This is a genomic window from Thioalkalivibrio sp. ALMg9 (assembly GCF_000380625.1).
In the GTDB taxonomy this organism is placed as follows: domain Bacteria; phylum Pseudomonadota; class Gammaproteobacteria; order Ectothiorhodospirales; family Ectothiorhodospiraceae; genus Thioalkalivibrio; species Thioalkalivibrio versutus.
In genome coordinates, this window is sequence record NZ_AQYC01000009.1 from 111874 (window position 1) to 137133 (window position 25260).

The 25260-nt window shown below is 67.1% G+C and carries 24 protein-coding genes and 1 pseudogene; 17 read left to right on the forward strand and 8 right to left on the reverse strand.

What is annotated here, in order from left to right; genetic code table 11:
• Positions 1 to 66 precede the first annotated feature (66 nt).
• Genes F792_RS0109690 through kdsB form a run of 4 tightly spaced genes read left to right on the forward strand, consistent with a single transcriptional unit; the run spans position 67 to position 3253 of the window.
• On the forward strand, positions 67 to 1203 hold the full coding sequence (locus F792_RS0109690; protein ID WP_018169422.1) for a glycosyltransferase N-terminal domain-containing protein: 1137 nt from the start codon (positions 67 to 69) through the stop codon (positions 1201 to 1203).
• 2 nt (positions 1204 to 1205) lie between these two features.
• Positions 1206 to 2228, forward strand: coding sequence for a tetraacyldisaccharide 4'-kinase (gene lpxK / locus F792_RS0109695; protein ID WP_018146079.1), 1023 nt, complete (start codon positions 1206 to 1208; stop codon positions 2226 to 2228).
• A 3-nt stretch (positions 2229 to 2231) separates the two neighbouring features.
• Positions 2232 to 2426 (forward strand): Trm112 family protein, encoded by a 195-nt coding sequence (locus F792_RS0109700; RefSeq protein WP_018169424.1) that lies wholly within the window; start codon positions 2232 to 2234, stop codon positions 2424 to 2426.
• An 8-nt stretch (positions 2427 to 2434) separates the two neighbouring features.
• A complete protein-coding gene (gene kdsB / locus F792_RS0109705; RefSeq protein WP_018169425.1) occupies positions 2435 to 3253 on the forward strand; it encodes a 3-deoxy-manno-octulosonate cytidylyltransferase in 819 nt (272 codons plus the stop codon).
• 63 nt (positions 3254 to 3316) lie between these two features.
• Here kdsB and F792_RS0109710 read toward each other — a convergent pair whose 3' ends face one another.
• From F792_RS0109710 to F792_RS0109730, 4 genes are all read right to left on the reverse strand, one after another.
• A complete protein-coding gene (locus F792_RS0109710; protein WP_018169426.1) occupies positions 3317 to 4177 on the reverse strand; it encodes a PA4780 family RIO1-like protein kinase in 861 nt (286 codons plus the stop codon).
• 476 nt (positions 4178 to 4653) lie between these two features.
• Positions 4654 to 8106: an AAA family ATPase gene (locus F792_RS0109720; RefSeq protein WP_018169427.1), complete on the reverse strand. Its 3453-nt coding sequence runs from the start codon at positions 8104 to 8106 to the stop codon at positions 4654 to 4656.
• 7 nt (positions 8107 to 8113) lie between these two features.
• A complete protein-coding gene (locus tag F792_RS0109725) occupies positions 8114 to 9394 on the reverse strand; it encodes a metallophosphoesterase (protein ID WP_018169428.1) in 1281 nt (426 codons plus the stop codon).
• 84 nt (positions 9395 to 9478) lie between these two features.
• Positions 9479 to 10225 carry an HAD family hydrolase gene (locus F792_RS0109730; RefSeq protein WP_018169429.1) on the reverse strand — a complete coding sequence of 249 codons (747 nt, stop codon included), beginning with the start codon at positions 10223 to 10225 and terminating at the stop codon, positions 9479 to 9481.
• 127 nt (positions 10226 to 10352) lie between these two features.
• Here F792_RS0109730 and F792_RS0109735 point away from each other — a divergent pair, with 127 nt between their 5' ends.
• Together F792_RS0109735 and F792_RS0109740 are read left to right on the forward strand one after the other, a co-directional pair.
• On the forward strand, positions 10353 to 10937 hold the full coding sequence (locus tag F792_RS0109735; protein WP_018169430.1) for a cytochrome b: 585 nt from the start codon (positions 10353 to 10355) through the stop codon (positions 10935 to 10937).
• Between the two features lie 13 nt (positions 10938 to 10950).
• Complete coding sequence (locus tag F792_RS0109740) at positions 10951 to 12546, forward strand: hypothetical protein (RefSeq protein WP_018169431.1); 1596 nt, start codon at positions 10951 to 10953, stop codon at positions 12544 to 12546.
• Positions 12547 to 12782: 236 nt separating this feature from the next.
• On the opposite strand, the pseudogene F792_RS15110 reads toward F792_RS0109740, so the two are convergent.
• The 3 genes and pseudogenes from F792_RS15110 to F792_RS0109755 all read right to left on the reverse strand — a co-directional run bounded on the left by F792_RS15110 (position 12783) and on the right by F792_RS0109755 (position 14354).
• A pseudogene (locus tag F792_RS15110) lies at positions 12783 to 12988 on the reverse strand (hypothetical protein).
• A 446-nt stretch (positions 12989 to 13434) separates the two neighbouring features.
• Positions 13435 to 13947, reverse strand: coding sequence for a 3-hydroxyacyl-[acyl-carrier-protein] dehydratase FabA (gene fabA / locus F792_RS0109750; protein ID WP_018146069.1), 513 nt, complete (start codon positions 13945 to 13947; stop codon positions 13435 to 13437).
• 92 nt (positions 13948 to 14039) lie between these two features.
• Positions 14040 to 14354, reverse strand: a complete 315-nt coding sequence (locus F792_RS0109755) for a hypothetical protein (protein ID WP_018146068.1) — start codon at positions 14352 to 14354, stop codon at positions 14040 to 14042.
• Between the two features lie 200 nt (positions 14355 to 14554).
• Here F792_RS0109755 and F792_RS0109760 point away from each other — a divergent pair, with 200 nt between their 5' ends.
• The 9 genes from F792_RS0109760 to mnhG all read left to right on the forward strand — a co-directional run bounded on the left by F792_RS0109760 (position 14555) and on the right by mnhG (position 22946).
• Complete coding sequence (locus F792_RS0109760; RefSeq protein ID WP_018169433.1) at positions 14555 to 15889, forward strand: hypothetical protein; 1335 nt, start codon at positions 14555 to 14557, stop codon at positions 15887 to 15889.
• A 110-nt stretch (positions 15890 to 15999) separates the two neighbouring features.
• Positions 16000 to 16701, forward strand: a complete 702-nt coding sequence (locus F792_RS0109765; RefSeq protein WP_018169434.1) for a TIGR04211 family SH3 domain-containing protein — start codon at positions 16000 to 16002, stop codon at positions 16699 to 16701.
• 255 nt (positions 16702 to 16956) lie between these two features.
• Positions 16957 to 19257 carry a putative monovalent cation/H+ antiporter subunit A gene (locus tag F792_RS0109770; RefSeq protein WP_018169435.1) on the forward strand — a complete coding sequence of 767 codons (2301 nt, stop codon included), beginning with the start codon at positions 16957 to 16959 and terminating at the stop codon, positions 19255 to 19257.
• Positions 19254 to 19679 carry a Na+/H+ antiporter subunit B gene (locus F792_RS0109775; protein ID WP_018146064.1) on the forward strand — a complete coding sequence of 142 codons (426 nt, stop codon included), beginning with the start codon at positions 19254 to 19256 and terminating at the stop codon, positions 19677 to 19679. The genes F792_RS0109770 and F792_RS0109775 overlap by 4 nt, the downstream gene beginning before the upstream one ends.
• On the forward strand, positions 19679 to 20026 hold the full coding sequence (locus F792_RS0109780; protein WP_018146063.1) for a Na+/H+ antiporter subunit C: 348 nt from the start codon (positions 19679 to 19681) through the stop codon (positions 20024 to 20026). Before F792_RS0109775 ends, F792_RS0109780 begins: the two co-directional genes overlap by 1 nt.
• The gene (locus F792_RS0109785) at positions 20023 to 21528 is read left to right on the forward strand and encodes a Na+/H+ antiporter subunit D (RefSeq protein ID WP_018146062.1); all 1506 of its coding nucleotides are present in this window, start codon (positions 20023 to 20025) and stop codon (positions 21526 to 21528) included. Before F792_RS0109780 ends, F792_RS0109785 begins: the two co-directional genes overlap by 4 nt.
• The gene (locus F792_RS0109790) at positions 21525 to 21998 is read left to right on the forward strand and encodes a Na+/H+ antiporter subunit E (protein ID WP_018169436.1); all 474 of its coding nucleotides are present in this window, start codon (positions 21525 to 21527) and stop codon (positions 21996 to 21998) included. Before F792_RS0109785 ends, F792_RS0109790 begins: the two co-directional genes overlap by 4 nt.
• A 281-nt stretch (positions 21999 to 22279) precedes the next feature.
• A complete protein-coding gene (locus F792_RS0109795; protein ID WP_018146060.1) occupies positions 22280 to 22555 on the forward strand; it encodes a cation:proton antiporter in 276 nt (91 codons plus the stop codon).
• A complete protein-coding gene (gene mnhG / locus F792_RS0109800; protein ID WP_018169437.1) occupies positions 22548 to 22946 on the forward strand; it encodes a monovalent cation/H(+) antiporter subunit G in 399 nt (132 codons plus the stop codon). The genes F792_RS0109795 and mnhG overlap by 8 nt, the downstream gene beginning before the upstream one ends.
• Positions 22947 to 23085: 139 nt before the next feature.
• On the opposite strand, the gene F792_RS0109805 is transcribed toward mnhG, so the two are convergent.
• On the reverse strand, positions 23086 to 23535 hold the full coding sequence (locus tag F792_RS0109805) for a hypothetical protein (protein ID WP_018146058.1): 450 nt from the start codon (positions 23533 to 23535) through the stop codon (positions 23086 to 23088).
• A gap of 252 nt (positions 23536 to 23787) precedes the next feature.
• Between F792_RS0109805 and F792_RS0109810 the strand changes: the two genes are divergently transcribed.
• Together F792_RS0109810 and F792_RS0109815 are read left to right on the forward strand one after the other, a co-directional pair.
• Positions 23788 to 24471 (forward strand): metalloregulator ArsR/SmtB family transcription factor, encoded by a 684-nt coding sequence (locus F792_RS0109810; RefSeq protein ID WP_018146057.1) that lies wholly within the window; start codon positions 23788 to 23790, stop codon positions 24469 to 24471.
• 38 nt (positions 24472 to 24509) lie between these two features.
• The gene (locus F792_RS0109815; protein WP_018169438.1) at positions 24510 to 25244 is read left to right on the forward strand and encodes an MBL fold metallo-hydrolase; all 735 of its coding nucleotides are present in this window, start codon (positions 24510 to 24512) and stop codon (positions 25242 to 25244) included.
• Positions 25245 to 25260 lie beyond the last annotated feature (16 nt).

Sequence of the window (25260 nt, forward strand, 5' to 3'; positions counted from 1 at the left end):
ACCACCCGCAGCACGTCGAGCCTGGCTCTGTGCCCGAGACCGTCCCCTGCCGCGAGGAGGTGGGGGATGCGGGGTGATGCAGGAGGTTACGGCGCTCGGCGGTTTGCGGTCTGGGGCGCGACCTGGCGCGATTATCGTCGCGGTGAGGGGAACCGTGCGCGGGCCCGTCGGGGCTTCCTGACGCCACCCGACGAGCGGGGGCGGCTGGTCTGGATCAAGGCCGGCGGCACGCCCGAGGAGGTGCGCCTGGGGATCGAACTGCTCGGCGCGGTGCGCGACAAGCGCCAGGATGTACGCATCGTCCTGACCTTCGAGCAGGACTACCCGGAACTCTTTGAACGACACATGCAGCCGTTTCGCAAGGTGGGCGTGGGCTATGGCCCCTGTGACCGTCCGCGGGTGGTGCGCCGGGTGCTCGATCGTTTTCAGCCCCACGGCATCCTGCTGGCCGGCGGTCAGGCCCCGGTGAACCTCCTGCAGGCGGCCGAGGTCCCGGTGATCGCGGTCAATACCGAGCCGCCCGCCCGGGCAGTGCCTCCGGTCGTGCGCCACTGGCCGGTTGATCCGGCCGGGGCGGAGGCGTGGCCGGAGGCCGCGTTCGAAGCGGCCCTGGCGCCCGCCGACCCGCAGGCGCGATTTGTCGAGGCCCAGGCCGATGTGGTCCTGCGCGCATTGGTCGGGGGGAACGTGGAGCGCCTGTGGTGGTGGCACGGCACGTCGGAGCAGTGGCCCGCCTGGCGCACGGCCTGGCAGGCCTCTGGCCGGGGCCAGAGCGATATCCTGCTGGCGAGCCTGCGCGGGGATGCGACCGAGGCCGGGCTGCCCGGCGCGGATCTGGCGGTCTCGGCCTGGGATCGTTCGACGTTGGCGCCAGGGACTATCCTGCATCTGGATGACCGACGCTGGTTTGCCGCTGCGGCCAGTGCCGCCCATGCGGTGCATCTCGCGGCCTCGGATCGCCAGGCCTTGTGGCAGGGCCTGGCCGGCGGGGCGGCGGTGAGCCTGGGCGAGGCCCCGGCGGCGGCGTTGCCCTGCCCGGTTCTGGGCGAACCCACCGCGGTACTGGAGGCCTGGCAGCGGTTGAGCGCCGACCCGGCCGCGCGGCGTCAGCAGGGGGATGCGGCGCGGCGGCGCTTCTGGGACGAGCGGCGCCAGGTGGATGCCAATTTCGATGCTGTTCTGCAGCAGGTCTGGGACTGGTAGTCATGGGGTCGTTTCAGGCGTGGCTGAGCGCCCGGTTGTGGGATCAGTGGAGCCAGCGCGGGCCGTTCGCCGCGGCGATGTTCCCGTTGTCGTTGGCCTACGCCGGGCTTGCCGAGTGGAACCGTCAGCGGCAGGAGCAGGCGCGGCGCGATATCTCCATCCCGGCGCGCGCGGTGATCGTGGTGGGCAATCTGACCCTGGGTGGCAGCGGGAAGACACCGATGACGGTGTGGCTGGCCAAGCGCCTGCGCGCCGCTGGCTATCACCCCGGCATTGTCAGTCGCGGCTATGGCGGGCGTGGGGATGTGGCCGGGATCGCGGTGACGGCCGATTCCGATCCGGTGGTGGTGGGTGACGAGCCGTTGCTGATCGCCCGGCGCACGGGCGTCCCGGTGCAGGTGGATCGCGACCGGGTGCGCGGGGCGCGGGCGCTGACCGATCAGGGTGTGGACGTGGTGATCGCCGACGACGGCATGCAGCACCACCGCCTGCCGCGCGATATCACTATCCTGATGGTCGACGGGAGACGCCGCTTCGGCAATGGGCTTTGTCTGCCGGCGGGGCCGTTGCGGGAGCCGAAGCGGGCCCGAGAACGGGCCGATTTCGTGATCGTGACCGGTGGCGAGCCGGGTCCCGGCGAGATCCCGATGGAACTGGTCCCGTCCAGTCGGTTGCAGCGGGTGGACGGGGCGGAGGAGGCGCGCAAGCCCCACCGCTTTGCGCGGCGCGATGCCCACGCCATCGCCGGGATCGCGGATCCGGAGCGCTTCTTCCGCACCCTGGAAGCGGCGAAGATCGGTATCATCCGGCATCCGTTTCCGGATCACCATCGTTTCCTGCCGCATCAGATCCGCTTCGATGACGAATTGCCGGTTCTGATGACGGAGAAGGATGCCGTAAAATGCCGGTCGTTTGCGCAGGATAATCACTGGTACTGGCCGATCGCGGCCCGGTTGCCAACCACTTTCGAGCCGGCGCTACTCGCGCGTCTGGAGACGGTCAGTCGGCTCAAACACCTGGGGTAATGCATGGACAAGCGTCTGCTCGATATTCTGGTCTGCCCGGTTACCAAGGGTCCGCTCAAGTACGATCGCGAGAATCAGGAGCTGATCTCCGTCTCCGCCGGTCTCGCCTATCCGATCCGGGACGACATCCCGGTGATGCTGGAGGACGAGGCGCGCAGTCTCTCCGAAGACGAGAAGGAACGCTGGCGCGAGGCCTGAGCATCCGCATGACGGGCTTCGTTGTGGTGATCCCGGCACGCATGGCCTCCAGCCGTCTGCCGGACAAGCCGCTGGCTGCGGTGGCCGGGCGCCCACTGATTGCGCATGTGATCAGCCGTGCGCAGGAGAGCGCCGCCACTCGCGTGATCGTCGCCGCGGATGACGAACGCATCCTGGCGGTGGCGCGCCAGTGCGGGGTCGAGGCCTTCCTGACCGATCCCGCGCTCCCTTCCGGCACCGACCGCATCGCGGCTGTGGCCGCCGCCGAGGGCTGGGGCGACGAGTCCATCGTGGTCAACCTGCAGGGCGACGAACCGCTCACCCCGGGGGCGCTGCTGAATGACCTGGCGGCCCTGCTCGAACAGACCCCGCAAGCGGATATGGCCACCCTGGGCGTGCCGATCCGCTGCGCGGAGGATCTGGCCGACCCCAACCAGGTGAAGCTGGTGACCGACCGCAACGGCCGGGCCCTGTATTTCTCGCGCGCCCCGATCCCCTGGGACCGCGAGGCGCGCCGGGCGGGGCAGCCGCCCTCGGTCGACCATGCCATCCGGCACCTGGGGCTCTATGCCTACCGCGCCGGCTTCCTGCGGCGCATGAGTGCCGAGCCGCCCGCGCCGCTGGAACAATTGGAGCAGCTGGAACAGCTACGCGCGCTGGACATGGGGGCCTGGATCCAGGTCGGTCGCCGGGCCGAGGCGCACCCGCCTGGCGTGGATACCCCCGAGGACCTGGACCGCGTGGACGCCTTTTTTCGGGCACGGCCCGCGTGTAACGCGCAAGCGGGCTTCTACCGCCTGCCTGCGCGGAAGCCAGCTCGCAGGTGAAGGGATCGTTGCGGAGCTTCCGTTTCCGTCAGGACCCGGTTCGGGGATCGCGCACCCAGTCGCCTATTGGTTGTCGGGGTGGGTCGGGTCGAGGGCGGCCAGCAAGGCCTCGTGCTCCAGTCGCGCATCCTCGATCTCGTCGAGCACCCCATCCACGTCGGGGGTCTCTTCGCTGTGCACAAAGTGCCCCGTCAGGGGTGTTTCCGGCGTCAGGTCACCGTTGGCGAACAGGTCCCACATCTCGTGGGCGTACTGCGTCTCCAGCAGCGTGGGGTCCGCGCGGCCGAAGGTTGTGCGCATGTTGTTCACGTCCCGCTGCAGCATGCGGAATGCGCTGTTGTTGCCGGCGGCGTTGACGGCCTGGGGGAGGTCGATGATGACGGGTCCGTGCGCGTCCACCAGCACGTTGTACTCGGACAGGTCGCCATGGATCAGGCCGGCGCACAGCATGCGCTGGATCTGGCGGATCATGAATGCGAACCACTCGCGTGCTGTCTCGGGGTCCAGCTCGACTTCGTGCAGCTGGGGCGCGGTGTTGCCGTCGGCGTCCAGCACCAGTTCCATCAACAGGACGCGGTCGAATACGCCGTAGGGGACGGGCACTCGAACGCCCGCGTCGGCAAGGCGGTAGAGCGCCTCGACTTCCGCGTTCTTCCACTGCGTCTCCTCGACCTCGCGGCCGTGACGCCCACGTCGGGCCATGGCCCGCGCATCGCGGCTGCCGCGGACCTTGCGGCCTTCCTGATACTCGGCCAGTTTGTGGAAGCCGCGATGCTTGGCTTCCTTGTACGCCTTGGCACAGCGTGTCGCACCCCCGCTGCGGACGAGGTAGATGTTCGCCTCCTTGCCGCTTTGCAGCTGCCCGAGGACAGCATCAATGACGCCGTCTTCGATCAGCGGCTGGAGGATCTTGGGGATTTTCATAAGCGCGTACGGGGTTGGCGAAACGAAAGACGCCGACCTGGGGGAACCCCGGAGGCCGGCGTCGTGCGTTCCAAAACGGGTGGGTCAGGGCAGAAAGATCTTGGGTTTGCGCTTCTCCGCCTTGGCGGTGCGTTTCTCCATCAGTGTCTTTTCGGCCTTCTTCTTGCTGTCGCGCTTACGATCCATGGTCTTCATGGGGTGGGTCCTCTGGGGCGCCGGACGGGTCATCCGGCTGATTGCGTGCCCGTTTCTGCTGGCGTTTTTCTTCCTGCTTGGCGGCTTTCTTCAGCTCGCGCTGGCGCTTTTCGTATTGGTAGTTCGGTTTGGCCATAGGGCAGCAGGGTCTCCATTGGGGTGTCGCCAGCGAGGCGGGGTCACGAAGCGTTGTCTCTCCACAATAGCACCGAAACATCGCCGTGGGGGCGACCGCCCGAAGAAGGGCAAGGAGGTGCCTGGCGTTTTCGTCCCCGTGCGGTTCAGGCGGGCGGGTGCAAGCCGGCTTGCAGGGCGCGGGCCAGGGCCTGGCCTTCGCGGATGGCCCGCTCCGGTGTGGAATGGTGCGGTTTGAGGGTCGCGATCAGGCGGTGTTCGAGCTCGGTCTCGGTCAGGATTGTGTTCGGGTCGATATAGCCGTTGTCGGTGAGCCATTCGGACAGCCGTTCGCGGGCACTGCTCTGGAAGCGCTTGACCGTACCGTTCTCCAGTTCGCGCAGGAGCTGTTCGCCGTTGCCGTTCAGCTGCTTCGCCAGGTCGGAGACGGCGTCGATGAAGGTCGCACTGACCGCCTCGGAGGCCTCCAGGGCCTCGCGGTCTACCGGACGGCCGCGACCCTGGCGCCAGGCGCGAGTCCAGGCGCGGGCGGCCTCACTACGGGCCTGCAGCGTCTGGCATTCCGGGGGTTCCAGCAGGGAGTCGGCGGGGCCTTGTAGCAGGGATTCCAGCGCGCCCAGGCGATCCACCCCCAGCTCCAGCAGACGCTGCAACAGTTCCAGACGGTCCCGCAGCAGGTGAAACAGATGGATACCGGCCGGATCCTGCCAGGGGTCGATCAGGGGAATGCCCCCAATCCGCTGCGCGTAGTCCTCGGGCGCGTCGCTGCCGGGGGCGGGTACCGCTTCGGGTTCCGGAAGGCCCAGCTGCTCGTGGCTACCCAGCGCTTGCTGTCCCCAGCGGCGTGCGGCCAGGTCGATGATCTCGACGCTGGACTCCTGTGCCTGCCAGTAACGCGCGTCTTCGGGCTGGGCGGTCAGGTAGAAGACCTGGCGGCCGGCCTCGTGGGCCAGTGCCTGCAGGCTTTCGGCCACTGCCCGGAAGCGGTCCGGGTCCGCCGTGCCCAGCGCCTCGTCGAGGATGAGCGGGAGCGCGCTGCGCCCGCGTTCGGCCTCCAGCGCAAAGGCGATGCGTACGGCGAGCAGAAGCTGCATCCGCGTCCCGCTGGAGAGTTCGCTGAGCGACCGGGTGGCCCCGCTGGCGGTCTCGCGGGCGCTGAACCGGGCCGAGGCATGGGGCGAGAACTGAAGTTCGTAGTGATGCCGTGTGAAGCGCCGGAACCACTCGCGGGCCTGGCGCAGGGCGGCGGGCTGCACCGCCTGTTCGTGTTCCATCTCGACCTGGTCCAGCAGGAAGTTTCCGGCCGTGGCGAACAGGGCCTGGTCGAGTCGCTGGTTCAGGGCGTCGCGGGCGAGTTCGCGGCGGGCGCGGGCGGTTTCCAGCTGGCGTTCATGGCCGGCGCGGTCGATGGCCGCTTCGATGCGGGCGATCTCCTCGCTCAGCCGGTCGCGCTCCGCCGCCTGGTCACGCAGGGTCTGAAGTTGCGATTCCAGGGGTTCCGCGGCATCGGCCTCGACCGCCTCCAGTAGGTCCGGGCGGTCCTCGAGGTGGCGGCGGCGTTCGCGTTCACGTTCGCGCACATTACCCAGTTGCTCGCTTAGCTCCTGCCAGTCGGGCCACAGGCGTAGCCTCTCGCGCAGGGTCGATTCATCGTCATTCTCCAGGCCGGTCGCCGCGTACAGGGCGGCGATCTGCTCCCGAGTGCGGTTCGCGTCGGTTTGCAGGCGTTCGAGTTCGCGCTGGGCGGCCTTCTCCTCCCGCTGCGCGGTGTCCCGCGTCTGCAGCCGGGCCGCGAGACGGTCCAGCCGCTGGGCCAGGGCATCCGCCGAAGGCTCGGAGTCCGGAGGGGCCACGGCATATTGGGTGAGAAAGGCCATGACGGGTGCCCGGGTCGCCTCCAGCTCGGCTGTCAGGCGTTCCTGCTCCGCCCGGGCCGTGTTCACGGCCTGGCGGGCCCGGTCATGGTTCGCGGTCAGGTGGATCCAGCGCTGTAGCGAGGCATCCATGCAGGCGGGGTCGAAGCCGACCTGCCGGGCAATGTCCTTCAGACGCCCCTCTTCCCGGTCGCGGGCGGCGCGCCGCTCTTGCAGTTGCCGTTCGAGTCGGGCGCGGCGCTCCGCTGTTCGCCGCGCGCCCTCCGCGGTTTCCAGTTCACGCTCCAGGTGGGCCAGGCGCTCGCGGACCGCGTCGGCCGTCCAGTCCGTGGGCAGCGCCAGACCGGTATCGCGGAAGCGTGCCTTCGCAGCCTCGCGGGGTATGTTGTCGGTCGCCGGGCGAGCGGCGATGTAGGCGCCCCAGGCGACCGGGAGCGCGAGTACGGCGAAGGCGGGGTGTACCAGCAACGTCGCTGTGCCAATGGCGCCGCCCGCCGCGAGCAGGGCGATCCCGGCGGCGACCCGGCGCAGGCCGGTCCAGGGGGTGGGGCGCGGGGACATCAGCCAGTGCAGCAGCTCGTCGCGGCCGCGGCGCAGTGTGTCGGGGGTGGGCAGGGCGTCCTCTGTCGGAGGCAGGGAGGCGAGTTCGTCTTCCCGTTGCGCGATGCCGGCCTGCAGCCCACGCAGGGTCTCCAGGGACTGTTCCACCGAGTGGAGCGTGGCGGGGTCCAGGTCCGGAGCCGCCTCTGGCGTGCCCCCCAGTTCTTCGGTTGCCTGGTGCCGTGTCGCCTGGGCCGCGTGCAGCTCCCTTGTCGTCTGCTCCAGCCCCCTCTCCAGCTCCAGCAGCCTGCGGACCACGGGGCGTTGATCGTCCACGCAATCCGCATCCAGCTCGGGATCCGCCAGTCCGGCTTCCTCGCGGCGCTGGCGGGCGTCCTCCAGGCGTTCACGGGCCTGTTGTTGTTCGTGTTCCAGGCGCCGCAACTCGTCCTGGAGTGGGGCGAGGCGTTGCAGTTCGTCGCCGCGCAGCCGGTCCAGACCGGCAGGTAAGGCCGCCATCCGGGTCTCCAGCTCCCGGTGTTCGCGTCGGGCCCCCAGCAGGTCCAGGGCGCGTTCGTACTGATCGGCCTCGTGGGCAGCGCGCTGGGTCTGCTGGCGTTGCGCCTTCAGGTCGGTCAGGCGCTGTTCGTCGTGCTGCAGGCCGCGTTGCTGCTGACGGCGTTCGCGCAGTTCCTGTTCCGCGGCCGTCAGCGCCTGGGACTCGCTACGGGCGTGGGTCGTCTTCAGGGCCAACGCGGGATCGTCGCGCAGGGCGGGCAGGTCGTAGCCACCGGCCAGTTCGCGGGCCAGGCGCAGGCCGATCTCCTGCTCGGTGCCGTGGTCGGCGTTCAGCAGATCCTCGATGCGCAGGGTGTAGCAGTCGATGAAGCGATGATCCGGCAGTGGGGGCGCCTCGACGCGTTCGCCATTGCGGGACCAGGACAAGTCGGTCCCCAGCCGATGGGCCTGTAACGGGCCCTGGGCATCGACGAAGGTCGCCTCGATGTGGACTCCGGTCTGGCGCAGTTCCTGGGCATACAGGGCGGCTCGCAAGGCGCGCACCAGGCTCGATTTTCCGGACGCGTTGGGCCCGATGGCCACGTTCACGCCTGGCCCCAGGGCATCCAGGCGGAACCCCGGATGGATGCCCGGCAGACGGACGATATCCAGTGAGTCCAGTCTCATGCGGCCCTCACGCTTCGCTCTCGCGCTGGAGCAGCAGCCGGTCAAGGGCGTGCAGGGCGGCCGCTTCCAGGTGGCGGGCGATCGCCTCGTCATCCGGGACGTCGGGGGCGAGGGCGCGATAACGCGGGTCATGAATCACTTGGGCGAGCGGGTCGCGGGCCTTCTCCAGGAGTTCGCGGCGGGTCGCGTTGTCCGGGCCTTGCAGCAACTGCAGCTTGCGGGCCAGCAATGCGGCGGGGTCGCTGCCCGCGGCGAGTTCCGCCAGGTCCAGGGCGGGCAGGGCCTCCAGGCGCCAGTCATGGACGAAATACAAACGGCCGCCGAGGTCCTGCGGGGTGGCGCGCGGGTCGTCGGCGTACAGGCTGCGCTCCAGCGCATGGCGTTGATCGCTGCGTCCGGTCAAGCGCAGGCGGCAGCCGACGGCCGCAGGCCTGTGGCTCCAGGTCTCCAGCTCGGCATGGAGGGCTCCCAGTGCCTCGGTCACCCGGCGGTGGATATCGGCCGCTTGCTGCAGGCCATCCACGGCGATCTCGAGGGTATGCCAGGACAGCGGTGCCAATGGAATCTGTTCGATCGCGAGGTCGCCGCCCGGGGTGATTTCGAGACACCAGGGGCCATGGCGGCCGGGCTCGCCCGGATCCATGCCGGTCAGGGAGCCCAGATAGCCCATCGGTCGGGGCGCGGCGAGCGGATCGGGGCGGTGGATGTGGCCCAGTAGCCAGGCCTCAACCGGGGCGGCCTCCAGGTCGCTGCTGCGCACGGGGGCGTGCGGGCTGCGGGACTGGTCACGATCGCAGTGCAGCAGCCCGACGGTGGGGCAGTCTGTGGGGGCGGGAAAATCGCCTTCCAGCGGACTGGTGGTTACGCGCGCTTCGGGGAACGACCAGCCCGCAATCCGTACACGCTGATCATCATGGCCGCGCAGCTCGCGGGTGTCCCACTGCCCGCCGGCCCCCAGCAGCTCGAAGGCCGGCAGGGATTCGGCCAGCCGCGGCAGGACCTGGACGTCATGGTTGCCGGCGACGCCGAGTACCCGGATGCCCGCCTGGGTCAGGCGCTCGACACCCGCCCTCAGGTCGCGGTAAGCCTCGTAGAAGTCGTCCTCCTGTTCGACCACGTCGCCGGCCAGCAGCACTGCCTCGATGCCTTGTTCCACGGCATAGTCGACGCTGCGGCGCCACGCAGCGGCCGGGCCGAGGTTTGCGATGCCGAGCGCCTCGTCCACCGCGGGCGGGATGCGCGACGGCTGTCGGCCCAGATGGATGTCGCCCACGCACAGGAGCTTCATGGACGCGGGGAGGCGGTCGGGATCATGGGCGCAGTTTGGAAGAATCGCGGACCAAAGCCAATCCCGGACCGTGGCCGGGTTGGCTCAGGCTTCCATGCCGAGTTGCCGGGGCAGCTGGCCGAGGCGGCCGAGGGTCAGGCAGGGGCGGGGGTGACCGTGTTCCCAGGGGAGCGAGTCGGGGTTGAACCAGGCGGCGCGGAATCCGGCCTGTAGTGCTCCCAGGACGTCCGCGGTGCTGTCGTCCCCGACGTGCAGGATGGCGTCCGGCGTTACGCCCGCCTGTTCGCGGGCCTGGTGGAAGATGCGTGGATCGGGCTTGGCGGCCCCGGCCTCCCCGGCGGCGATGGCGAAATCAAAGTGTCGGCCCAGGGGTGTGCGAAAGACATCCGCGTTACCGTTACTGATCGCGCCCAGGCGGAAGTGGCGTGCCAGGGTTGCCAGCACATTCTGGGCCTCGGGATAGGGCGTGACCTCGTTGCGCGCCTCCCAGAACACCTGGAAGCCTTCACCCGACAGACGCTCCGGGCAGCAGCCACAGGTTTCGGCCAGTTCGCGCAGCCAGCGCTTGCGCAGGCGGGTCAGGTCGTGGCGCTCGTGGTCGGGGGCCGCGCGCATGAAGGCCGTGCGCGCCTGGATCAGGGCATCGGGACCGAAGCGCTCGCACACCTCGGGCGCCTGTTCACGAAGCCAGGCATAGAAGCGTGCCTCGGCGTGATGGATGACCGGCATCACCGGCCACAGCGTGTCGTCGAGGTCGAAGGTCAGGCAGCGGATACCGCCGGGTTCGAACGCTTGAGGTCGAAAAGGCGCGGGACGGGGTGTGTGGTTCATCCTTGCAAGGTTAGCGTGGAACCGTCACGACACGACCATTCGGATAACACCTTTGGGGGTACTCACGGCGTTCGGCCGTCGGAGTGGACTGCTACGCTGGGAAGGAAGCGACGAGGAGGTCTTCGACATGCAAACAACCAACGATTCCGGTGTCTGGCCGCGCTACAGTCGGGGCCAGCGGGTGGTGCACTGGCTGGTGGCGGTATTGGTGCTGGGCGCGCTGAGTCTCGGCGGGACGATTGGCTGGTTCGGTTTCGAGGGGTTGCAGGCGCGCTTCGGCGAGGATGCGACCAACACCATTTACACCTGGCACAAGAGCTTCGGGGTGCTGATTCTGGCACTGATGCTGGTGCGCATCGGGCTGCGGCTGCGTCATGGCAAGCCGCCCTACGCGGTGGCACTTGCCCGTTGGCAGCGGATTGGCTCGGAGGTGGTGCACGGGCTGCTCTATGTCCTGCTGATCGTGATGCCGGTGATCGGGTGGTGGGCGACCGCGGCCGGGGGCTATCCGGTCCAGCTGGGGCCGTTGATCCTGCCGGGCTTGTTCCCGGAAAACGAAGCCCTTTCGGAGATCCTGTTCGGCTGGCACCAGGCGCTGGGGATGGCCATCCTGATCCTGGCGCTCGGCCATATTGCGGTGGCGCTGTTCCACTGGCGCGTGCGTCGGGATGGCGTGATGCAGCGAATGACCTTCGGTTCGGCTCGGCGCTGATTCCGGGGCGCCGATGCTGCGATTGCTGCTGACCCTTGTTGCGCTGAATGCGGTGCTGCTGGGTCTGGAACTCCCGCGCTACGCGGGGCTTGCACCGTACTGGTTGGCCTGGGAGGCCGTGCTGCTGGTGGGCCTGTTCGCGCTTCTGCCGTCGGGCCGGCTGGCGCGGGGGTTGGCGTGGCTGGCGGGCGGGCTCCTGCTGGCGCTGGTGGTGTTGGCGTTGTTCGATGCCCTGACCCGGGCCAGTCTGAACCGGCCGCTCAACCTGATCCAGGACTGGATACTGCTGGATGCGGTGTACCAGTTGGTGACCGGGAATCTCGGCTGGGTGGCCACCGTGTTGTTGGGCATCGTCCTGATCGCCGGGCTGGTCGTGGTGATCTGGGGAGCGGCTCGGGGGCTGTATGCGCTGGGCAGCCGTGCCGCAGGCGCGCGGCGGGTGCCGCTGCCCCTTGCCGTTGGGCTGCTGGCGCTTGGCCTGGTGGGTACGGCCGCCGGCATGCGCGACGTGGCGCCCGCCGGAACGGTCGCGCCGGCGGCTGGGATGGTGCAGCAGCAGATCGCGGCGGGGCAGGCCGCCATCGCGGAGAACCGGGCCTTTCGTGCGCGGCTGCAGCAAAGCCGTGAGCAGGCCGGGGCACAACCGCTGCCGGGACTTGCCGGGGTCGACGTGATCCTGGGCCTGGTGGAGTCCTATGGCGTCTCCGCCGTTTTCGACGAGCGCTATGCGCCCGTGATCGTGCCGGGACTCGAGTCGATCGGCGACGATCTCGACGCCGCGGGCCTGCACGTGGTGACCGGCGTGCTGGAGGCGCCGATCGCCGGCGGGCAATCCTGGCTGGCGCAGGCCTCGCTGCTGTCGGGTCTGCAGGTGCGCTACGCCGGGCACTACGACGCGTTGCAGGCCGAGCCCCGCGATACCCTGGTGCAGGATTTCCAGACGACCGGCCACCGCACGGCCATGCTCGCGCCGGCGATCCAGCTTGACTGGCCGGAGGGCCGGTGGTTCGGCTGGGACCGGATGGTGGGCAAGCACGACTTCGACTACGCCGGGCCGCCATTCTTCTGGGTAACGATGCCGGACCAGTACACCTGGTCGTTCTTCGACCGCGAGGTGCGCGCGACGTCGGAAGACCCGGTGTTCGCGATGCTGGCGCTGGTCAGTTCGCATGCGCCCTGGACGCCGATCCTGCCGGTGCTGGAGGACTGGGATGCGATCGGGGATGGCGCGATCTTTGACCAGTGGGCCGACCAGGGGCCCGCGCCGGAGACGCTGTGGCGGGACTTTGGTCGCGTGCGCGAGTACTACGCGGAGTCGGTGCGCTACTCGCTGGAGGTGACCGGGGCCTACGCCGCCCGGTTTGCCGATGAGGAAACGCTGTTTTTCATGCTGGGCGATCACCCGGCGGCCGCGCTGATTACCGGTCAGGACGCCAGCTGGGCGGTACCGGTCCACGTGATCTCGGGCGATCCGGAATTACTGGAGCCGTTCCGGGCGCGCGGCTTCGTGTCGGGGATGCTGCCGCCGTTGGAGCAGGCGGAACATGGCTTCGATGCCCTGCGTGGCTGGCTGCGCGATGCATTTGGCGGGGCGCCCGGAAAGGACTGATCGAGTGGTGACTGTCGCGGTTTCTCGAGCCGAATGGCCGGGCCTGGTTAATCGTCTGGTGTTTACGGTGGCTTCTGTCCGGCCGCCTGCCACGCGCTCTCTCGCGAGCGCACCGCGAGGTACTTTCTTGCTTGCCCAAGAAAGTACCCAAAGAAGGGCACCCGGATTCCGCCCGGGAACCTTGCTCCAGGGCCCTCGGGCCGGCGGCGCTGAACTCGCTGCGCCTGCGGCTCCGCTCAGACATCCAGCGCCTTCTTCCGGCCCGAGAACCCTTCCGCAAGGGGCTCCATACGGGAGGGGAAGGTCAAAACCAACCGTATCCCACGCTTCTGCCTAACCATAGGCATCGCCGCCCGAAAGCCCCCGGCGCCCGCTTCGCGGGCGCGGCACGTCATGGCCAAAGGCCGAGCGTGCCGAAGATGCTCGAAGACCTAGCCATCATCCACTGGCAAGAACGCTGGGATAGTCCTTGTTTGGACCTGCCTCCCCGTTGTCGTCGCGCCGAGTGGAGAGGCTTTTCGCGGGACGATTCTAAATAGACACGGGGCGCTGGATGTCTGAGCGGAGCCGCAGGCGCAGCGAGTTCAGCGCCGCCCGCGAAAAGCCTCGGAGCGAGGGAAACCCCGGCCCGCGCAGCGGGCCGGGGTCGCGGCAGTCGGGCGTGTTTCTTGGGTACTTCTTTGCACGAGCAAAGAAGTACCTCGCGGTGCGCTGGCGAGTCAGCGCCTGGCAGGCGGCCGGACGAAGGCACGTAAACACCTAGCGCCGAACCATGGCCAGCCAGCAACCGGCAGGCGGCGGACCGGAGCCACCGAAAACACCAGCGACGAACCGGGGCCAGCCCGGGCCTAATGGCAGTAAGTAGGGGTCGGGCGGGTGCCGGTGGGGTTAGAAGTTTTCGGTGGAGGTGAACAGGCCGACGCGGAGGTCGTGGGCCTCGTAGATCGGGCGGCCGTCGACCTTGACGATGCCGTCGCCGATGCCGAGGACCAGCTTGCGCGAGATCACCCGTTTCATGTCGATGTGGTAGGTGACCTTCTTCGCGGTGGGCAGGACCTGGCCGGTGAACTTGACCTCGCCCACGCCGAGGGCGCGACCGCGGCCCGGGTTGCCGAGCCAGGCCAGGTAGAAGCCGACCAGCTGCCACATCGCGTCGAGCCCAAGGCAGCCGGGCATGACCGGGTCACCGGGGAAGTGGCAGGCGAAGAACCAGAGGTCGGGGTTGATATCCAGTTCGGCGATCATCTCGCCCTTGCCGTACTGGCCGCCGTCGCTGTTGATCTCCAGGACGCGGTCCATCATCAGCATGTTGGGGACCGGCAACTGGGCGTTGCCGGGGCCGAACATGTCGCCGTAGCCGCAGGCCAGGAGTTCGTCGCGATCGTACTGATTCTTCTGCATGGGAGCGCCGCTCGGGGAAAAGGCCGGTATTGGACCGAAACCCGCGCGCAAAAGCAATTGCGGCGGGCGTGGTGGCGCTGACGGGCCGGTCGTCAGGCGTCGGATGGATACCGTAGCAGTTCCGCGAGGGTGAAGAAGCGATCGCCGCGCAGGTAGCCGGCCTGGATGTCGGCGGTCAGGGCCGTCGGGCGCCCCTTGCCGTCGCGTTCGGAGACCCAGGGCGCGGGCACGGTATCCAGGATGTGCGTGCAGGCCAGGCGCCCGTCATCCAGATGGCTCGCATGGACCTCGCCGGTGCGGCGGTCGCGGAAGGCCGGGAGCCAGCCGGCGGTGAACCCGGCATCCAGCCAGGCGGGGTTCTCGGTGCGGGCCGGTGCGGGTGCCGGCAGGAGGTCGAGGCTGAGCATCGCGAAGTCTCCGGGGATTTAATCCGGATATCGGCGCCGGCGCCGCAAACTTGAGTACGGATCCCTCCGCGCGCCGGCAGGCGTGGAGGCGTTGCGACATAATCGGAGCGCGAAGGCGGAGGTCCGAGTTGCGCTGGAGGGTGCGGGCACCGACCATGCCGTAAAACAATAAGCAAGGGGTCGTCGTGGCGGTCACTGTAATGCTGTGGGTAGTGGGGGTTGTTGTCGCGATTATCGTGCTCGATCTGGCGCGACGGCCGCTGCGGCGATTGCTGGTGGGCCTGACGGGTGGGATTACGCGCCTGGTCTGTGCCCTGCGGCGCCAGGTGCTGCATCTGCGCGATGCGGCTCAGCGCTGGCACCAGGCGCATCTGGCGAGGCTGGAGGCGGAGCGCGTCCATGTCGCGGTGCATGCCCTGGAGCGACGCTACGCTCGGCTGGTGGGCCATGATCTGGCCGAGATCCCCGATCTGCGCCAGCAGGTCCACGAGACGCTGCGCCAGCTGGAGGACGCCTACGCCCGCGACGAGGGGCGCTTGTCCGCCGAGCCGGGCTGGGTCAGCCGGCTGGAGGCGTTGGTGAGCACGCCCGTCGGCGAGAGCCCGCAGGGGCAGCGTCTGGCGCAGGACATGCAGGAAACGGTGCTGCGCATCGCTCGCCTGGGTATGGAGGAGCACCGCCAGATGGCCCGTGGCCTGTTGTCGGCGCGCCGCCGCATGGAGGCCCCGTTGCACGAGCTGACCGGGCGCCTGGAGCAAGTTCACCGGCGACTGGCGGACCTGCAGCGCCAGGGCGAACGTCTCGACAATGGTCTGACTCGTTGCGAGAGCCGCGACCATCCGGCGCACCGACAGTGGCCGGCGTATGCCCAGGCGGGTAGCCAGTGGCTGCTGGGCGCAGCCGGACTGGCGCTGACGGCTGTGGCAGTGATCGTGTACCAGCGCCTGTTCGACCCGGCCCTGGGCTCGCAATTTCCGGCGTCCATGGAGGCCGGCGGCGTGGCCTTTCCGGATCTGGTGGTCGTGATCCTGTTGGGGGCGGCCGCGGTCTGTGGCTGGCTGCTGGCCGAGGCGCGCGGTGTCTCGCGGCTCTTGCCACAATCCCTGATGGACGGCAGCGAGGGCGTGCGCCGCGCCCTGGTGGTGGTGGCTGCGGTGGCATTGGCCGCACTGGCGCTGGTCTCCGGGTTTGGCGGTTTCCACCTGGAGTGGGTGGCTTATCGCCAGGAAATGGTCGATACCCTGCTGGCAGGGGGCGAGGCACCCCCGGTGACGCTGGATCTGTTCGAACAGTCGGTGGGGGCGATCCTGGGGCTGGTGATCCCGCTGATCGTGGCGCTGGCACCGATCTGGCTGGTGGGCGTCCTGCAGGCGACCCGAGTGATGCTGGGTGGACTTCTGAGCTTGCTGCTCGCCGTGCTGGCCGGGGTCCTGTACCTGCTGGCGGTGACGGCGGCGCAGATCCGCCGACTGGCGCCGATGGCGTTTGACCTGCTCACGTTTCCGTCGCGGGTAGTGCGGGAGCAGTTCTTGTAAGGCTCGCGGCAATCGTTATGTGAACTCGATCAACCCCTGGCGTGGCCTGGCACGCGCTGCGCGGATACCGCTGTAGAATGCAGCGCCGTTGATCCCTGACGAATCAAGAGATGGCAGAAGACATGACGACGAATGGGTGGCCGATGCGCGTGGTAGTGCTGGTTCTGGGCGGATTGCTGATGGTGGCCTGGGGCGGCGCGGCTGCGCAGCAGACCCGGTACGTCAGCGAGGAACTGGAGGTTGGCGCACGGGGTGGTCCGTCGAACCAGCACCGGATCGTGAGTGCCGTGCGCGCCGGCCAGCCCGTGGCCGTGATGGAGCAGTCCGGTGACGGCTGGAGTCGGGTGCGCCTGCCCAGTGGCAGCGAGGCCTGGATCCTGACCCGCTACCTGCAGGACGAGCCGCATTCGCGCGAGCGCCTGGCCGAAGTCGAGGCCGAGCTGGCCGAGATCCGCTCCGGGGCGGATGACCAGGAGGGCCGGATCGCGGAACTGCTGGATCGGCGCAATGCGTTGACCGCGGAACGTGACGAACTGCAGGCACAGCTCGCGGAGATGGAAACCGAGCTGGAAGAGCTGCGTGATATCGCCTCGCGGCCGCAGGAAATCCAGCGCGAGAATCGCCGCCTGGAAGAGAACCTGATCGATGCCCGCGACTCCGCCGACGAGTATCGCCGTCAGGTCGAGGTGATGCAGGCGGACAGTCAGCGCAAGTGGTTCATGACCGGAGCGCTGGTCACGGTGGGCTCGGTGATTCTCGGGATCGTGCTTACGCGGATTCCCGCCCGACGCCGTCGCAGTGAATGGAGCTGATACCGGGGGTCTTGATCGGCGCTTTCCTGAGACCGGTTCTTCTCGTCTGAAAAGGCCGCTGTCAGCGTGTCTTTCGGGGCTTGCGCGAGGAACGTCACGTTTCTTGCGCGGCCTCGGCCGAGTCGGTAGGCTTCCGCGACCGATTTGACCCTGGTGCGCCTTGATCGGCTCGCCCCGTCAGGATCGGAAGGACCCTCACATGCGCGGTCGCGGCCGCGTGCCTTGGCCCGGAACTGAAAGGACTGAGCTGACCGGATGCTGTACGCAATTCTGTCAACGTTCCTGGTGGCGGCGTTTGCGCCCACGATCCACCGCCTGACCGGCCGCACCAGTGGCTGGGTGCTGGGCCTGTTGCCGGCCGGGCTGTTCGTCTATTTCCTGAGTTTCCTGCCGGCGGTTTCCAGCGGCGAATCCATCGTGCTGGCCTGGCCCTGGCTGCCGGGGCTGGATATCCAGCTCTCGTTCCTGGTGGACGGCCTGTCACTGCTGTTTGCGTTACTGATCTCGGGCATCGGTTTCTTCATCGTCACCTACGCCGGGCGCTACCTCGAGAAGGATCGCGATCTCGGCCGTTTCTACGTGATTCTGCTGGCCTTCATGGGGTCCATGCTCGGGCTGGTGCTGGCGGATAACCTGATCGCGATGTTCGTGTTCTGGGAGCTGACCAGTATCACGTCCTACTTGCTGATCGGCTACAACCACGAGAACGCAGACGCCCGCAAGTACGCGCTCCAGGGTCTGTTCGTAACCGTCGGCGGCGGTCTGGCAATGCTCGCCGGCATCATCATGCTGGCGATGGCCGGCGGCTCCTACGAGATCTCCGAGATCCTCTCCAACGGCGATGTAGTGCGCGAGCATGCGCTGTATCTGCCGCTGTTGTTCCTGATCCTGCTCGGGGCCTTCACGAAGTCGGCACAGGTCCCGTTCCATTTCTGGCTACCGCGCGCGATGGCGGCGCCCACGCCGGTCTCCGCCTACCTGCACTCGGCCACCATGGTAAAGGCCGGCATCTACCTGCTGGCGCGCCTGAATCCCTCGCTGGGCGGCACGGATGTCTGGTTCACCACGCTGGTGTTGGTCGGCTCGGTGACCATGTTCACCGGTGTGTTCCTGGCCTACCGCTCCACGGGCGTGAAAAAGGTGCTGGCGTATTCCACGGTGATGGCGCTGGGCACCCTGACCATGTTGATCGGTATTGGCACCGAAACCGCTCTGATGGCGGCGATGGCCTTCCTGCTGGCGCATTCCCTGTACAAGGGCGCGCTTTTCATGGTCGCGGGCATCCTGGATCACGAGGCCGGGGCCAAGGACTTCCTGCAGACCGGCGGACTGCGCAGCACGCTGCCGGTGACGGCGGCATTCACGGTCCTCGCGGCACTGTCGCTGGGTGGCGTGATCCCGCTGTTCGGCTTTGTCGCCAAGGAGCTGATGCTGGAGTCGGTGCTTGGGGCCCCGGGGTTGGTCGGCATCCTGACCCTGCTGGCGGTGCTGACCGCGATCCTCGGGGTGGCGGTCGCCGCGATTGTCGGCATCCGGCCGTGGTTCGGGCCGAAGGTGGACACGCCCAAGACCCCGCAGCACGACGCCCCGGTGGCCATGCTGGCGGGCCCCGCGGTGCTCGCCAGCCTGGGCCTGATCTTCGGCCTGGGGCCGGGGCTGGCCGACGAGGGCCTGATCAACGCGGCGGCGGCCAGCGTGCAGGGCGCGCCGGTCGACGGCTATCTGTCGCTGTGGCACGGCCTGAACTGGCCGCTGGCGATCTCCGCCTTCAGCCTGGTGGCCGGTGGGGTTCTCTACTGGCGCTGGGACCAGGCGCGCCGCGCGCTGGCCTGGGTCGATCGCGTCGCCGAATTCGGCCCGGAGAACGGCTATTTCAAGATGATGGACGGCCTGGTGTGGCTGTCCGAATGGCAGACCCGAGTGCTGCAGAACGGCTATCTGCGCTATTACGTGATCGTGATCGTCGTGGTGACCGCGGGTCTGGTCGGGGTCACCGCCCAGCTGTTCGAGGTCGGCGTCGGGTCGCTGAATCTCGAGCGCCTGAAGGTCCACGAGATCGCCATCCTGGCGGTCCTGGTGGCCTCCACGCTGTTCGCGGTGCTGACCCGCTCGCGACTGGGCGCAGTGGCGGCCCTGGGCTCGCTGGGCTTCACCGTGGCGCTGGTCTACGTGCTCTACAGCGCGGCGGACGTCGGCATCACCCAGGTGCTGGTCGAGACCCTGACCGTGATCCTGCTGGTGCTGGTGCTGTTCCGGCTGCCGGGCTTCCTGAACCTGTCGTCCACCGCGCTGCGCCTGCGTGACGCCGGGATCGCGCTGGTGATGGGCGGCATGATCACGCTGCTGATCCTGAGCACCGTGGATGCGCGGCTGTTCGACTCCATCTCGCAGTACTTCATCGACGAGTCGGTGCCGTCCGGTTACGGCCGCAACATCGTTAACGTGGTGCTGGTCGACTTCCGTGCACTGGATACCCTGGGCGAAATCTTCGTGCTGGCGCTGGCGGCGATCGGGGTGTACGCGATGCTTCGTTTCCGCGCGGAGGACCGCCGATGAACATGCATTCCCTGATCCTGCGCACCGCGGGACATTTCCTGCTGCCGCTACTGCTGCTGTTTTCCGTGTTCCTGCTGTTGCGCGGGCACGACGAGCCGGGCGGCGGTTTCATTGGTGGGCTGGTCGCGGCGGCGGCGATCCTGCTGTACCTGTTTTCGATGGATACCGAGTCGGCACGCAAGGTGCTGCGGGTGGACCCTCGGGATCTTCTGGGTGCCGGCATGGTCCTGGCGGTGATCAGTGCCATTCCCGGCGTGTTTCGCGGGCAGGCCTTCTTTACCGCCCAGTGGTGGGAGTTCACTGCGCCGATCTTCGGCGAGATGAAGCTCTCGACCGTGCTGATCTTCGATATCGGGGTGTACCTGGTGGTCATCGGCTCGGTGCTGACCATCATGCTCAACCTCGCGGAGGCGGAGGACTAATGGAAGTCGTCATGGCCTTCGTGGTCGGCGGTCTCTATGCCGCGGCCATCTACATGATGCTGCGCCGCTCGATCGTGAAGCTGGTGATCGGCCTGGTGCTGCTGTCGAATGCCGCCAACCTGCTGATCTTTACCGTCGCCGGCATGACATCGGGCGCGCCGCCACTGATCTCCCCCGGAGATACGGTGCCCGAGGGGGTCGCGGCCGATCCCCTGGCGCAGGCCGTGGTGCTGACGGCGATCGTGATCGGTTTCGGGGTGCTGGCGTTTGCCGTGGTACTGATCCACCGCGCCTACGAAGTGGTGCAGGCCGATGACATGGACCAGATGAAGGACACCGATCGATGATGATGTCCGTGGCCCTCCCGATCATCGTGCCGCTGCTGGTCGGTGCGTTGTCGGTGATGTTGTGGCGTTCGCACTTCGCGCAGCGGGCCCTCGGCGTGCTCGGTACCGGGCTGATGCTGGCCGTCAGCGTGTGGCTGCTGGCGGATACCTGGGAGCACGGGCACGTGGTGATGGAGATGGGCTCCTGGCCCGCGCCATTCGGTATCGTGCTGGTGTCCGACATGCTGGCGGCGATCATGGTGGTGCTGACCGGTATCATCGGCTTCGCCACGGCGATCTATTCGCTCTCCGGCATTGGCAAGATGTCGGAGAAGTTCGGATATTACCCGCTGCTGCATCTGCTGCTGGCGGGGGTGAATGGCGCGTTCCTGACCGGCGACATCTTCAACCTCTACGTGTGGTTCGAGGTGATGCTGGTCGCCTCCTTCGCGCTGCTGATCCTGGGTGGCGAACGCGCGCAGATGGAAGGGGCGATCAAGTACGTCACCCTGAACCTGCTGTCGTCGATGATCTTCCTGACCGCGATCGGCCTGACCTACGGGCTGACCGGCACCCTGAACATGGCGGATATCGCCGACAAGCTGTCCACCGTCGAGGACACCGGTCTGGTGACCGTAATCGCGATGCTGTACCTGGTCGCGTTCGGGGTGAAGGCCGCGGCGTTCCCGTTCTTCTTCTGGCTGCCGGCGTCCTACCACACGCCGAAGGTGGCGGTCTCGGCGCTGTTCGCGGCGTTGCTGACCAAGGTCGGGGTCTACGCGCTGTACCGCGTGTTCACGCTGATCTTCAATCAGGAAGTTGACTACACCCACGAGATCCTGCTGTGGGTCGCAGCGGCGACCATGCTGACCGGCGTGCTCGGGGCGGCCGCGCATTACGAATTCCGGCGCATCCTGTCGTTTCACATCATCAGCCAGATCGGCTACATGATCATGGGTCTGGCGCTGTTCACGCCGCTGGCCCTGGTGGGCGGGGTGTTCTACATCATGCATCACATCATCGTGAAGGCGAATCTGTTCCTGATCAGCGGGATCACGTTCGTGATGAAGGGCACCCACGAGCTGAAGCTGATGGGCGGGATCTACCGTACGCATCCAATGCTGGGGGTGCTGTTTCTGATTCCGGCCTTGTCGCTGGCGGGGCTGCCGCCGCTGTCGGGTTTCTTTGCCAAGTTCATCATCATCCGCGCGGGCATCGAAGCCGAGGCCTACTGGGTGGTGGCGGTCGCGCTGGTGGTGGGTCTGCTGACGCTGTACTCGATGATCAAGATCTGGGCCGAGGTGTTCTGGAAGGCGCAGCCGGAAGGGGTCGAGGGCGAGACGCTTGACGTCACGTCCGGCCCGATGATCTGGATGTGGGTCCCGGTGATCATGCTGGCGCTGATGACCGTGGCCATCGGCCTGTACGGCGAGCCGATCTACCAGATGGCTTTGATGTCGGCCGAGCAGTTGCTGGATCCGTCGCAGTATATCGAGGCGGTACTCGGGGAGGCCCGCCAATGATCGCGCTGACCTGGAACATCGCGCTGGCCCTGATCTGGGTCTTTCTGACCGGGACGTTTACCACCGGCAATCTGCTGGTCGGATTTTTCCTGGGCTACGTGCTGCTGGCCTTTGCCCTGCGTGACAAGCCGGGGTTTGCCAGCTACGCGCGGCGGGTGCCGAAATTCATCGGGTTTATCGGGTTTTTCCTGTGGGAATTGTTCCTGTCGAACCTCAAGGTTGCCTACGACGTGATGACGCCGACTCACCACATGGTGCCGGGCGTGATTGCCTTCCCGCTGGATGCCAAGACCGATGGCGAGATCACCATCGTCGCCAACCTGATCTCGCTGACGCCGGGGACGCTGAGCCTGGACGTCTCCACCGACAAGAAGGTGCTGTACATCCACGTGATGTACCTCGAGGACCGGGATGCGGTGATCCGCTCGATCAAGTACCTGGAACACCGCGCGCTGGAGATCCTGCGCTAGTGGGCCATGCGGTTAATAAGGTAACGCTCAGAGCCACTGTGCTGGCGCGAATCAAGGCGCGTTTCGCAGGGAATGGCAGCGTCCTTGCCAAGAAACGCAACGCCGAGTCGCGCCAGCACAGTGGCTCCCGAAGGGCCGTCGCACAAGCGCCGTGGTCCGCGTTCCGCTCGCTTGAATGGGCGAAGGCCAGTCCTGCGCTTGCGCGCCTTGCCCACAACGCTTGTGCGACGGCTGAGCGTTACCTTATTAACCGCATGGCCCACTAGGCGCGGGGAGGTCCGATGTTCGATATCGCTATTATTGCTTCCAATGCGTTGCTGAGCCTGGCCCTGGTGCTGGGGTTCTGGCGGCTGTACCTGGGGCCGACGCTGCCGGATCGCGTGGTGGCACTGGAGTTGATTGCGTCGCTGACCATCGGTTTCATCGCGGTCTACGTGATCTCCAGTGGCCGCACCCCGTTCATCGACGTGGCCATGGTGCTGGCGTTGACCGCGTTCCTGGCCGCAGTGGGCTTTGCCCGTTACCTGGAGAAAGGGGGGCACCGGGACGATGACTGAGTTCTTGACGGGGTTGTTTCTGGTCGTCGGGGCCGCGTTCATGGTGGTCGCGGCGCTGGGTCTGGTGCGCATGCCCGACCTGCCGATGCGCCTGCATGCCACCACCAAGGCCGGTGTGCTGGGGGCGGGTCTGATGATGGTCGGCGTGGCGGTTTACTTTGGCGACGGCGGGGTCACCACCCGCGCGGTGGCGGTGATTGGCTTCCTGCTGCTCACCGCACCGGTGGCCGCGCACGCGATCGGGCGCGCCGGCTACTTTGTCGGGGTGCCGCTGTGGGAGCACAGCAAGACCGACGAGCTGAAGGGCCGCTACGACGAGAAGAATCACACCCTGGCCTCGCCCCCGGAGATACAGGACGCGAAGCAGGACGACGACGTCCCGCGCGCGTGAGCCCGCCGGCGCTCGTGCGCGGATAGCCGATCATCCGGGTAGGGGACATGACGGCGCGCCAGACACGAAAAAGCCGGGGCGCAAGGCCCCGGCCATGGGTACGGTCGTCGGAGAGACGATCGTGCCTGAATAGCGGCCCTCAGGCCGCGTGGGTTTCCTTCGCCTCGCGGGCGGCCCTCGCCTGTTCCGGATCGTAGGCTGCGCCGGACCAGAGCATCTCGTAGGCGATCTCCTCGTTTCCGTTCTCGCACAGTTCCAGTACCTGCTGGAACAGGGGCTGGAAGGTCTCGCTCTGGTGCGACGCTTCGTGTTCGTCGAAGCTATTCCAGAAGGTGATGATGAGGGCTTCCTTGTCCTTCATGGGGCTCTCGACCGCCTGGCCGATGGTGGAGCCTTCATTGGAGACGGAGCCGGAGTTCAGCGCGACAAAGCCGCCGACGAAGCCGGTATCCGAGTGATAGGTCTTTACGTTCTCGCACAGGACGGCCACACGTTCCTGCAGATCGTCGATGGTGTATTCCGGCTTGAGGATCACGCGGTTGATGGTGACGACACCGTCGGCCGGGAAGTTGTTGATCAGTTGGCTCATGACGTTCTCCTGTTGCAGGGGAAGTGTGCCCGAAGGCACGGGTTGCTCGTTAAGTTAGTAAGCAACTTCTAATTGAAGTTCCCGAGTAAACTACTCAGGAATAGGCGAGACCCCAAAATCACCCAGAAACCGGAGGGCCCGATCCAGCGCGCCCCTGGTGGTGGGAGGATTCCTCCGCGGCCAGATCCGGGTCATCACCGGACTTGCGTGCGATCCCTGGGTCATCTATCGTTCATTCCAATGAATATTGGAATGCACACTGTGTCCGGACGTGAACTCAAGGATCTGCTGTACGAACAGGTGGCCCGCATCGCGCGCGCCGCGGCCAGCCCGAAACGCCTGGAACTGATCGAGGTGCTGGTGCAGGGCGAAAAGAGCGTCGAGCAGCTGGCTGCGGATGCAGAGCTCAGCGTGAAGCTGACCAGTGCCCACCTGAAGGAGCTGCGCCAGGCGCGGCTGGTCGCGGCCCGGCGCGAAGGGCGCCATATGTTCTATCGCCTGGTGGATCAGCATGTCGCGGATTTCTGGGTAATGCTGCGCACCCTGGCGGAGGAGCGCCTGCTCGAATTGCAGGCCGCGACCCGCGAGATGGCCGAGGGCCCTGGCGAGCTGGCCCCGATGGCGGGCCCCGAACTGCTGGAACAGGCGCGTCGGGGCGATCTCATCGTTCTCGATGTCCGTCCCGGCATGGAATACGCGAACGCCCATCTGCCGTATGCCCGATCCATCCCGATCAGCGAGCTACGCAATCGGCTCGGCGAGCTGCCGACCGACCGACCGGTGGTGGCTTATTGCCGCGGTCCCTACTGCCTGATGGCCAGCGAGGCTGTAGAGATCCTGGCCGCGCACGGGTTCCAGGCGACCCGCTTCGAGGATGGCGTCGCCGAATGGCGCTATCAGGGTCTGCCCATTACCCAGGAATCGGAATCCAACTAACCCAGGGAGAGACCGGAAATCGGTCCAGGAGGCACGTCATGTTTTTCCATCAGCTGCCCACGCGGGAATCGTCGTTGTCCTATCTGTTCGGCTGTGGATCGCTAGGGAAGGCGATTGCCGTGGATGTGGTGGACGGCGATCAGGACTGGTTTCTGGAGCGGGCCCGCGAGGCGGGTGTCGCGATCACCCACGTGATCGATACGCATATCCATGCCGACCACTATTCCGGCGGCCGTGATCTGGCAAGGCGTGCCGGAGCCGAGTACTGCCTGCACGCGTCGGATCGCTCGGTGGTCGAGTTCGACTTCCACGCGCTGGAGGATGGCGAGCGGATCGCCGCCGGGAATGTCGAGGTCAAGGTGATCCATACTCCGGGCCATACCGAGGACAGCGTGTGCCTGCTGGTTACCGACAAGCGTCGCGGCGATCAGCCCTGGTTCGTGTTGACCGGCGATACACTTTTTATCGGAAGCATCGGGCGGCCCGACCTGGCCGGCCGCGAGCGCGAGATGGCAGGGCGCCTGTACGACAGCCTCCAGCAACGCCTGTTGGGTCTGCCGGACGAGCTGGAGATCTACCCGGGCCATTATGCCGGGAGCGTCTGTGGCGCAGGCCTGTCCGGCAAGCCCTCGTCCACCCTGGGCTTCGAAAAGCGCTTCAACCCGGGGCTTGGGATCCGCGACCGCGAGGCGTTCGTCGATTTCCTGACCCAGGACATCCCGCCGCGTCCTTCGGGGATGGATGCCTACGTTGCCGCGAACATCGCGGCCTGATCGGAAACAAGAGGGA

Coding starts and splice junctions, on each gene's coding strand:
- F792_RS0109690 (WP_018169422.1), top strand. CDS start 67: ATGCGGGGTGATGCAGGAGGTTACGGCGCTCGGCGGTTTGCGGTCTGG.
- lpxK (WP_018146079.1), top strand. CDS start 1,206: ATGGGGTCGTTTCAGGCGTGGCTGAGCGCCCGGTTGTGGGATCAGTGG.
- F792_RS0109700 (WP_018169424.1), top strand. CDS start 2,232: ATGGACAAGCGTCTGCTCGATATTCTGGTCTGCCCGGTTACCAAGGGT.
- kdsB (WP_018169425.1), top strand. CDS start 2,435: ATGACGGGCTTCGTTGTGGTGATCCCGGCACGCATGGCCTCCAGCCGT.
- F792_RS0109710 (WP_018169426.1), bottom strand. CDS start 4,177: ATGAAAATCCCCAAGATCCTCCAGCCGCTGATCGAAGACGGCGTCATT.
- F792_RS0109720 (WP_018169427.1), bottom strand. CDS start 8,106: ATGAGACTGGACTCACTGGATATCGTCCGTCTGCCGGGCATCCATCCG.
- F792_RS0109725 (WP_018169428.1), bottom strand. CDS start 9,394: ATGAAGCTCCTGTGCGTGGGCGACATCCATCTGGGCCGACAGCCGTCG.
- F792_RS0109730 (WP_018169429.1), bottom strand. CDS start 10,225: ATGAACCACACACCCCGTCCCGCGCCTTTTCGACCTCAAGCGTTCGAA.
- F792_RS0109735 (WP_018169430.1), top strand. CDS start 10,353: ATGCAAACAACCAACGATTCCGGTGTCTGGCCGCGCTACAGTCGGGGC.
- F792_RS0109740 (WP_018169431.1), top strand. CDS start 10,951: ATGCTGCGATTGCTGCTGACCCTTGTTGCGCTGAATGCGGTGCTGCTG.
- fabA (WP_018146069.1), bottom strand. CDS start 13,947: ATGCAGAAGAATCAGTACGATCGCGACGAACTCCTGGCCTGCGGCTAC.
- F792_RS0109755 (WP_018146068.1), bottom strand. CDS start 14,354: ATGCTCAGCCTCGACCTCCTGCCGGCACCCGCACCGGCCCGCACCGAG.
- F792_RS0109760 (WP_018169433.1), top strand. CDS start 14,555: ATGCTGTGGGTAGTGGGGGTTGTTGTCGCGATTATCGTGCTCGATCTG.
- F792_RS0109765 (WP_018169434.1), top strand. CDS start 16,000: ATGGCAGAAGACATGACGACGAATGGGTGGCCGATGCGCGTGGTAGTG.
- F792_RS0109770 (WP_018169435.1), top strand. CDS start 16,957: ATGCTGTACGCAATTCTGTCAACGTTCCTGGTGGCGGCGTTTGCGCCC.
- F792_RS0109775 (WP_018146064.1), top strand. CDS start 19,254: ATGAACATGCATTCCCTGATCCTGCGCACCGCGGGACATTTCCTGCTG.
- F792_RS0109780 (WP_018146063.1), top strand. CDS start 19,679: ATGGAAGTCGTCATGGCCTTCGTGGTCGGCGGTCTCTATGCCGCGGCC.
- F792_RS0109785 (WP_018146062.1), top strand. CDS start 20,023: ATGATGATGTCCGTGGCCCTCCCGATCATCGTGCCGCTGCTGGTCGGT.
- F792_RS0109790 (WP_018169436.1), top strand. CDS start 21,525: ATGATCGCGCTGACCTGGAACATCGCGCTGGCCCTGATCTGGGTCTTT.
- F792_RS0109795 (WP_018146060.1), top strand. CDS start 22,280: ATGTTCGATATCGCTATTATTGCTTCCAATGCGTTGCTGAGCCTGGCC.
- mnhG (WP_018169437.1), top strand. CDS start 22,548: ATGACTGAGTTCTTGACGGGGTTGTTTCTGGTCGTCGGGGCCGCGTTC.
- F792_RS0109805 (WP_018146058.1), bottom strand. CDS start 23,535: ATGAGCCAACTGATCAACAACTTCCCGGCCGACGGTGTCGTCACCATC.
- F792_RS0109810 (WP_018146057.1), top strand. CDS start 23,788: ATGCACACTGTGTCCGGACGTGAACTCAAGGATCTGCTGTACGAACAG.
- F792_RS0109815 (WP_018169438.1), top strand. CDS start 24,510: ATGTTTTTCCATCAGCTGCCCACGCGGGAATCGTCGTTGTCCTATCTG.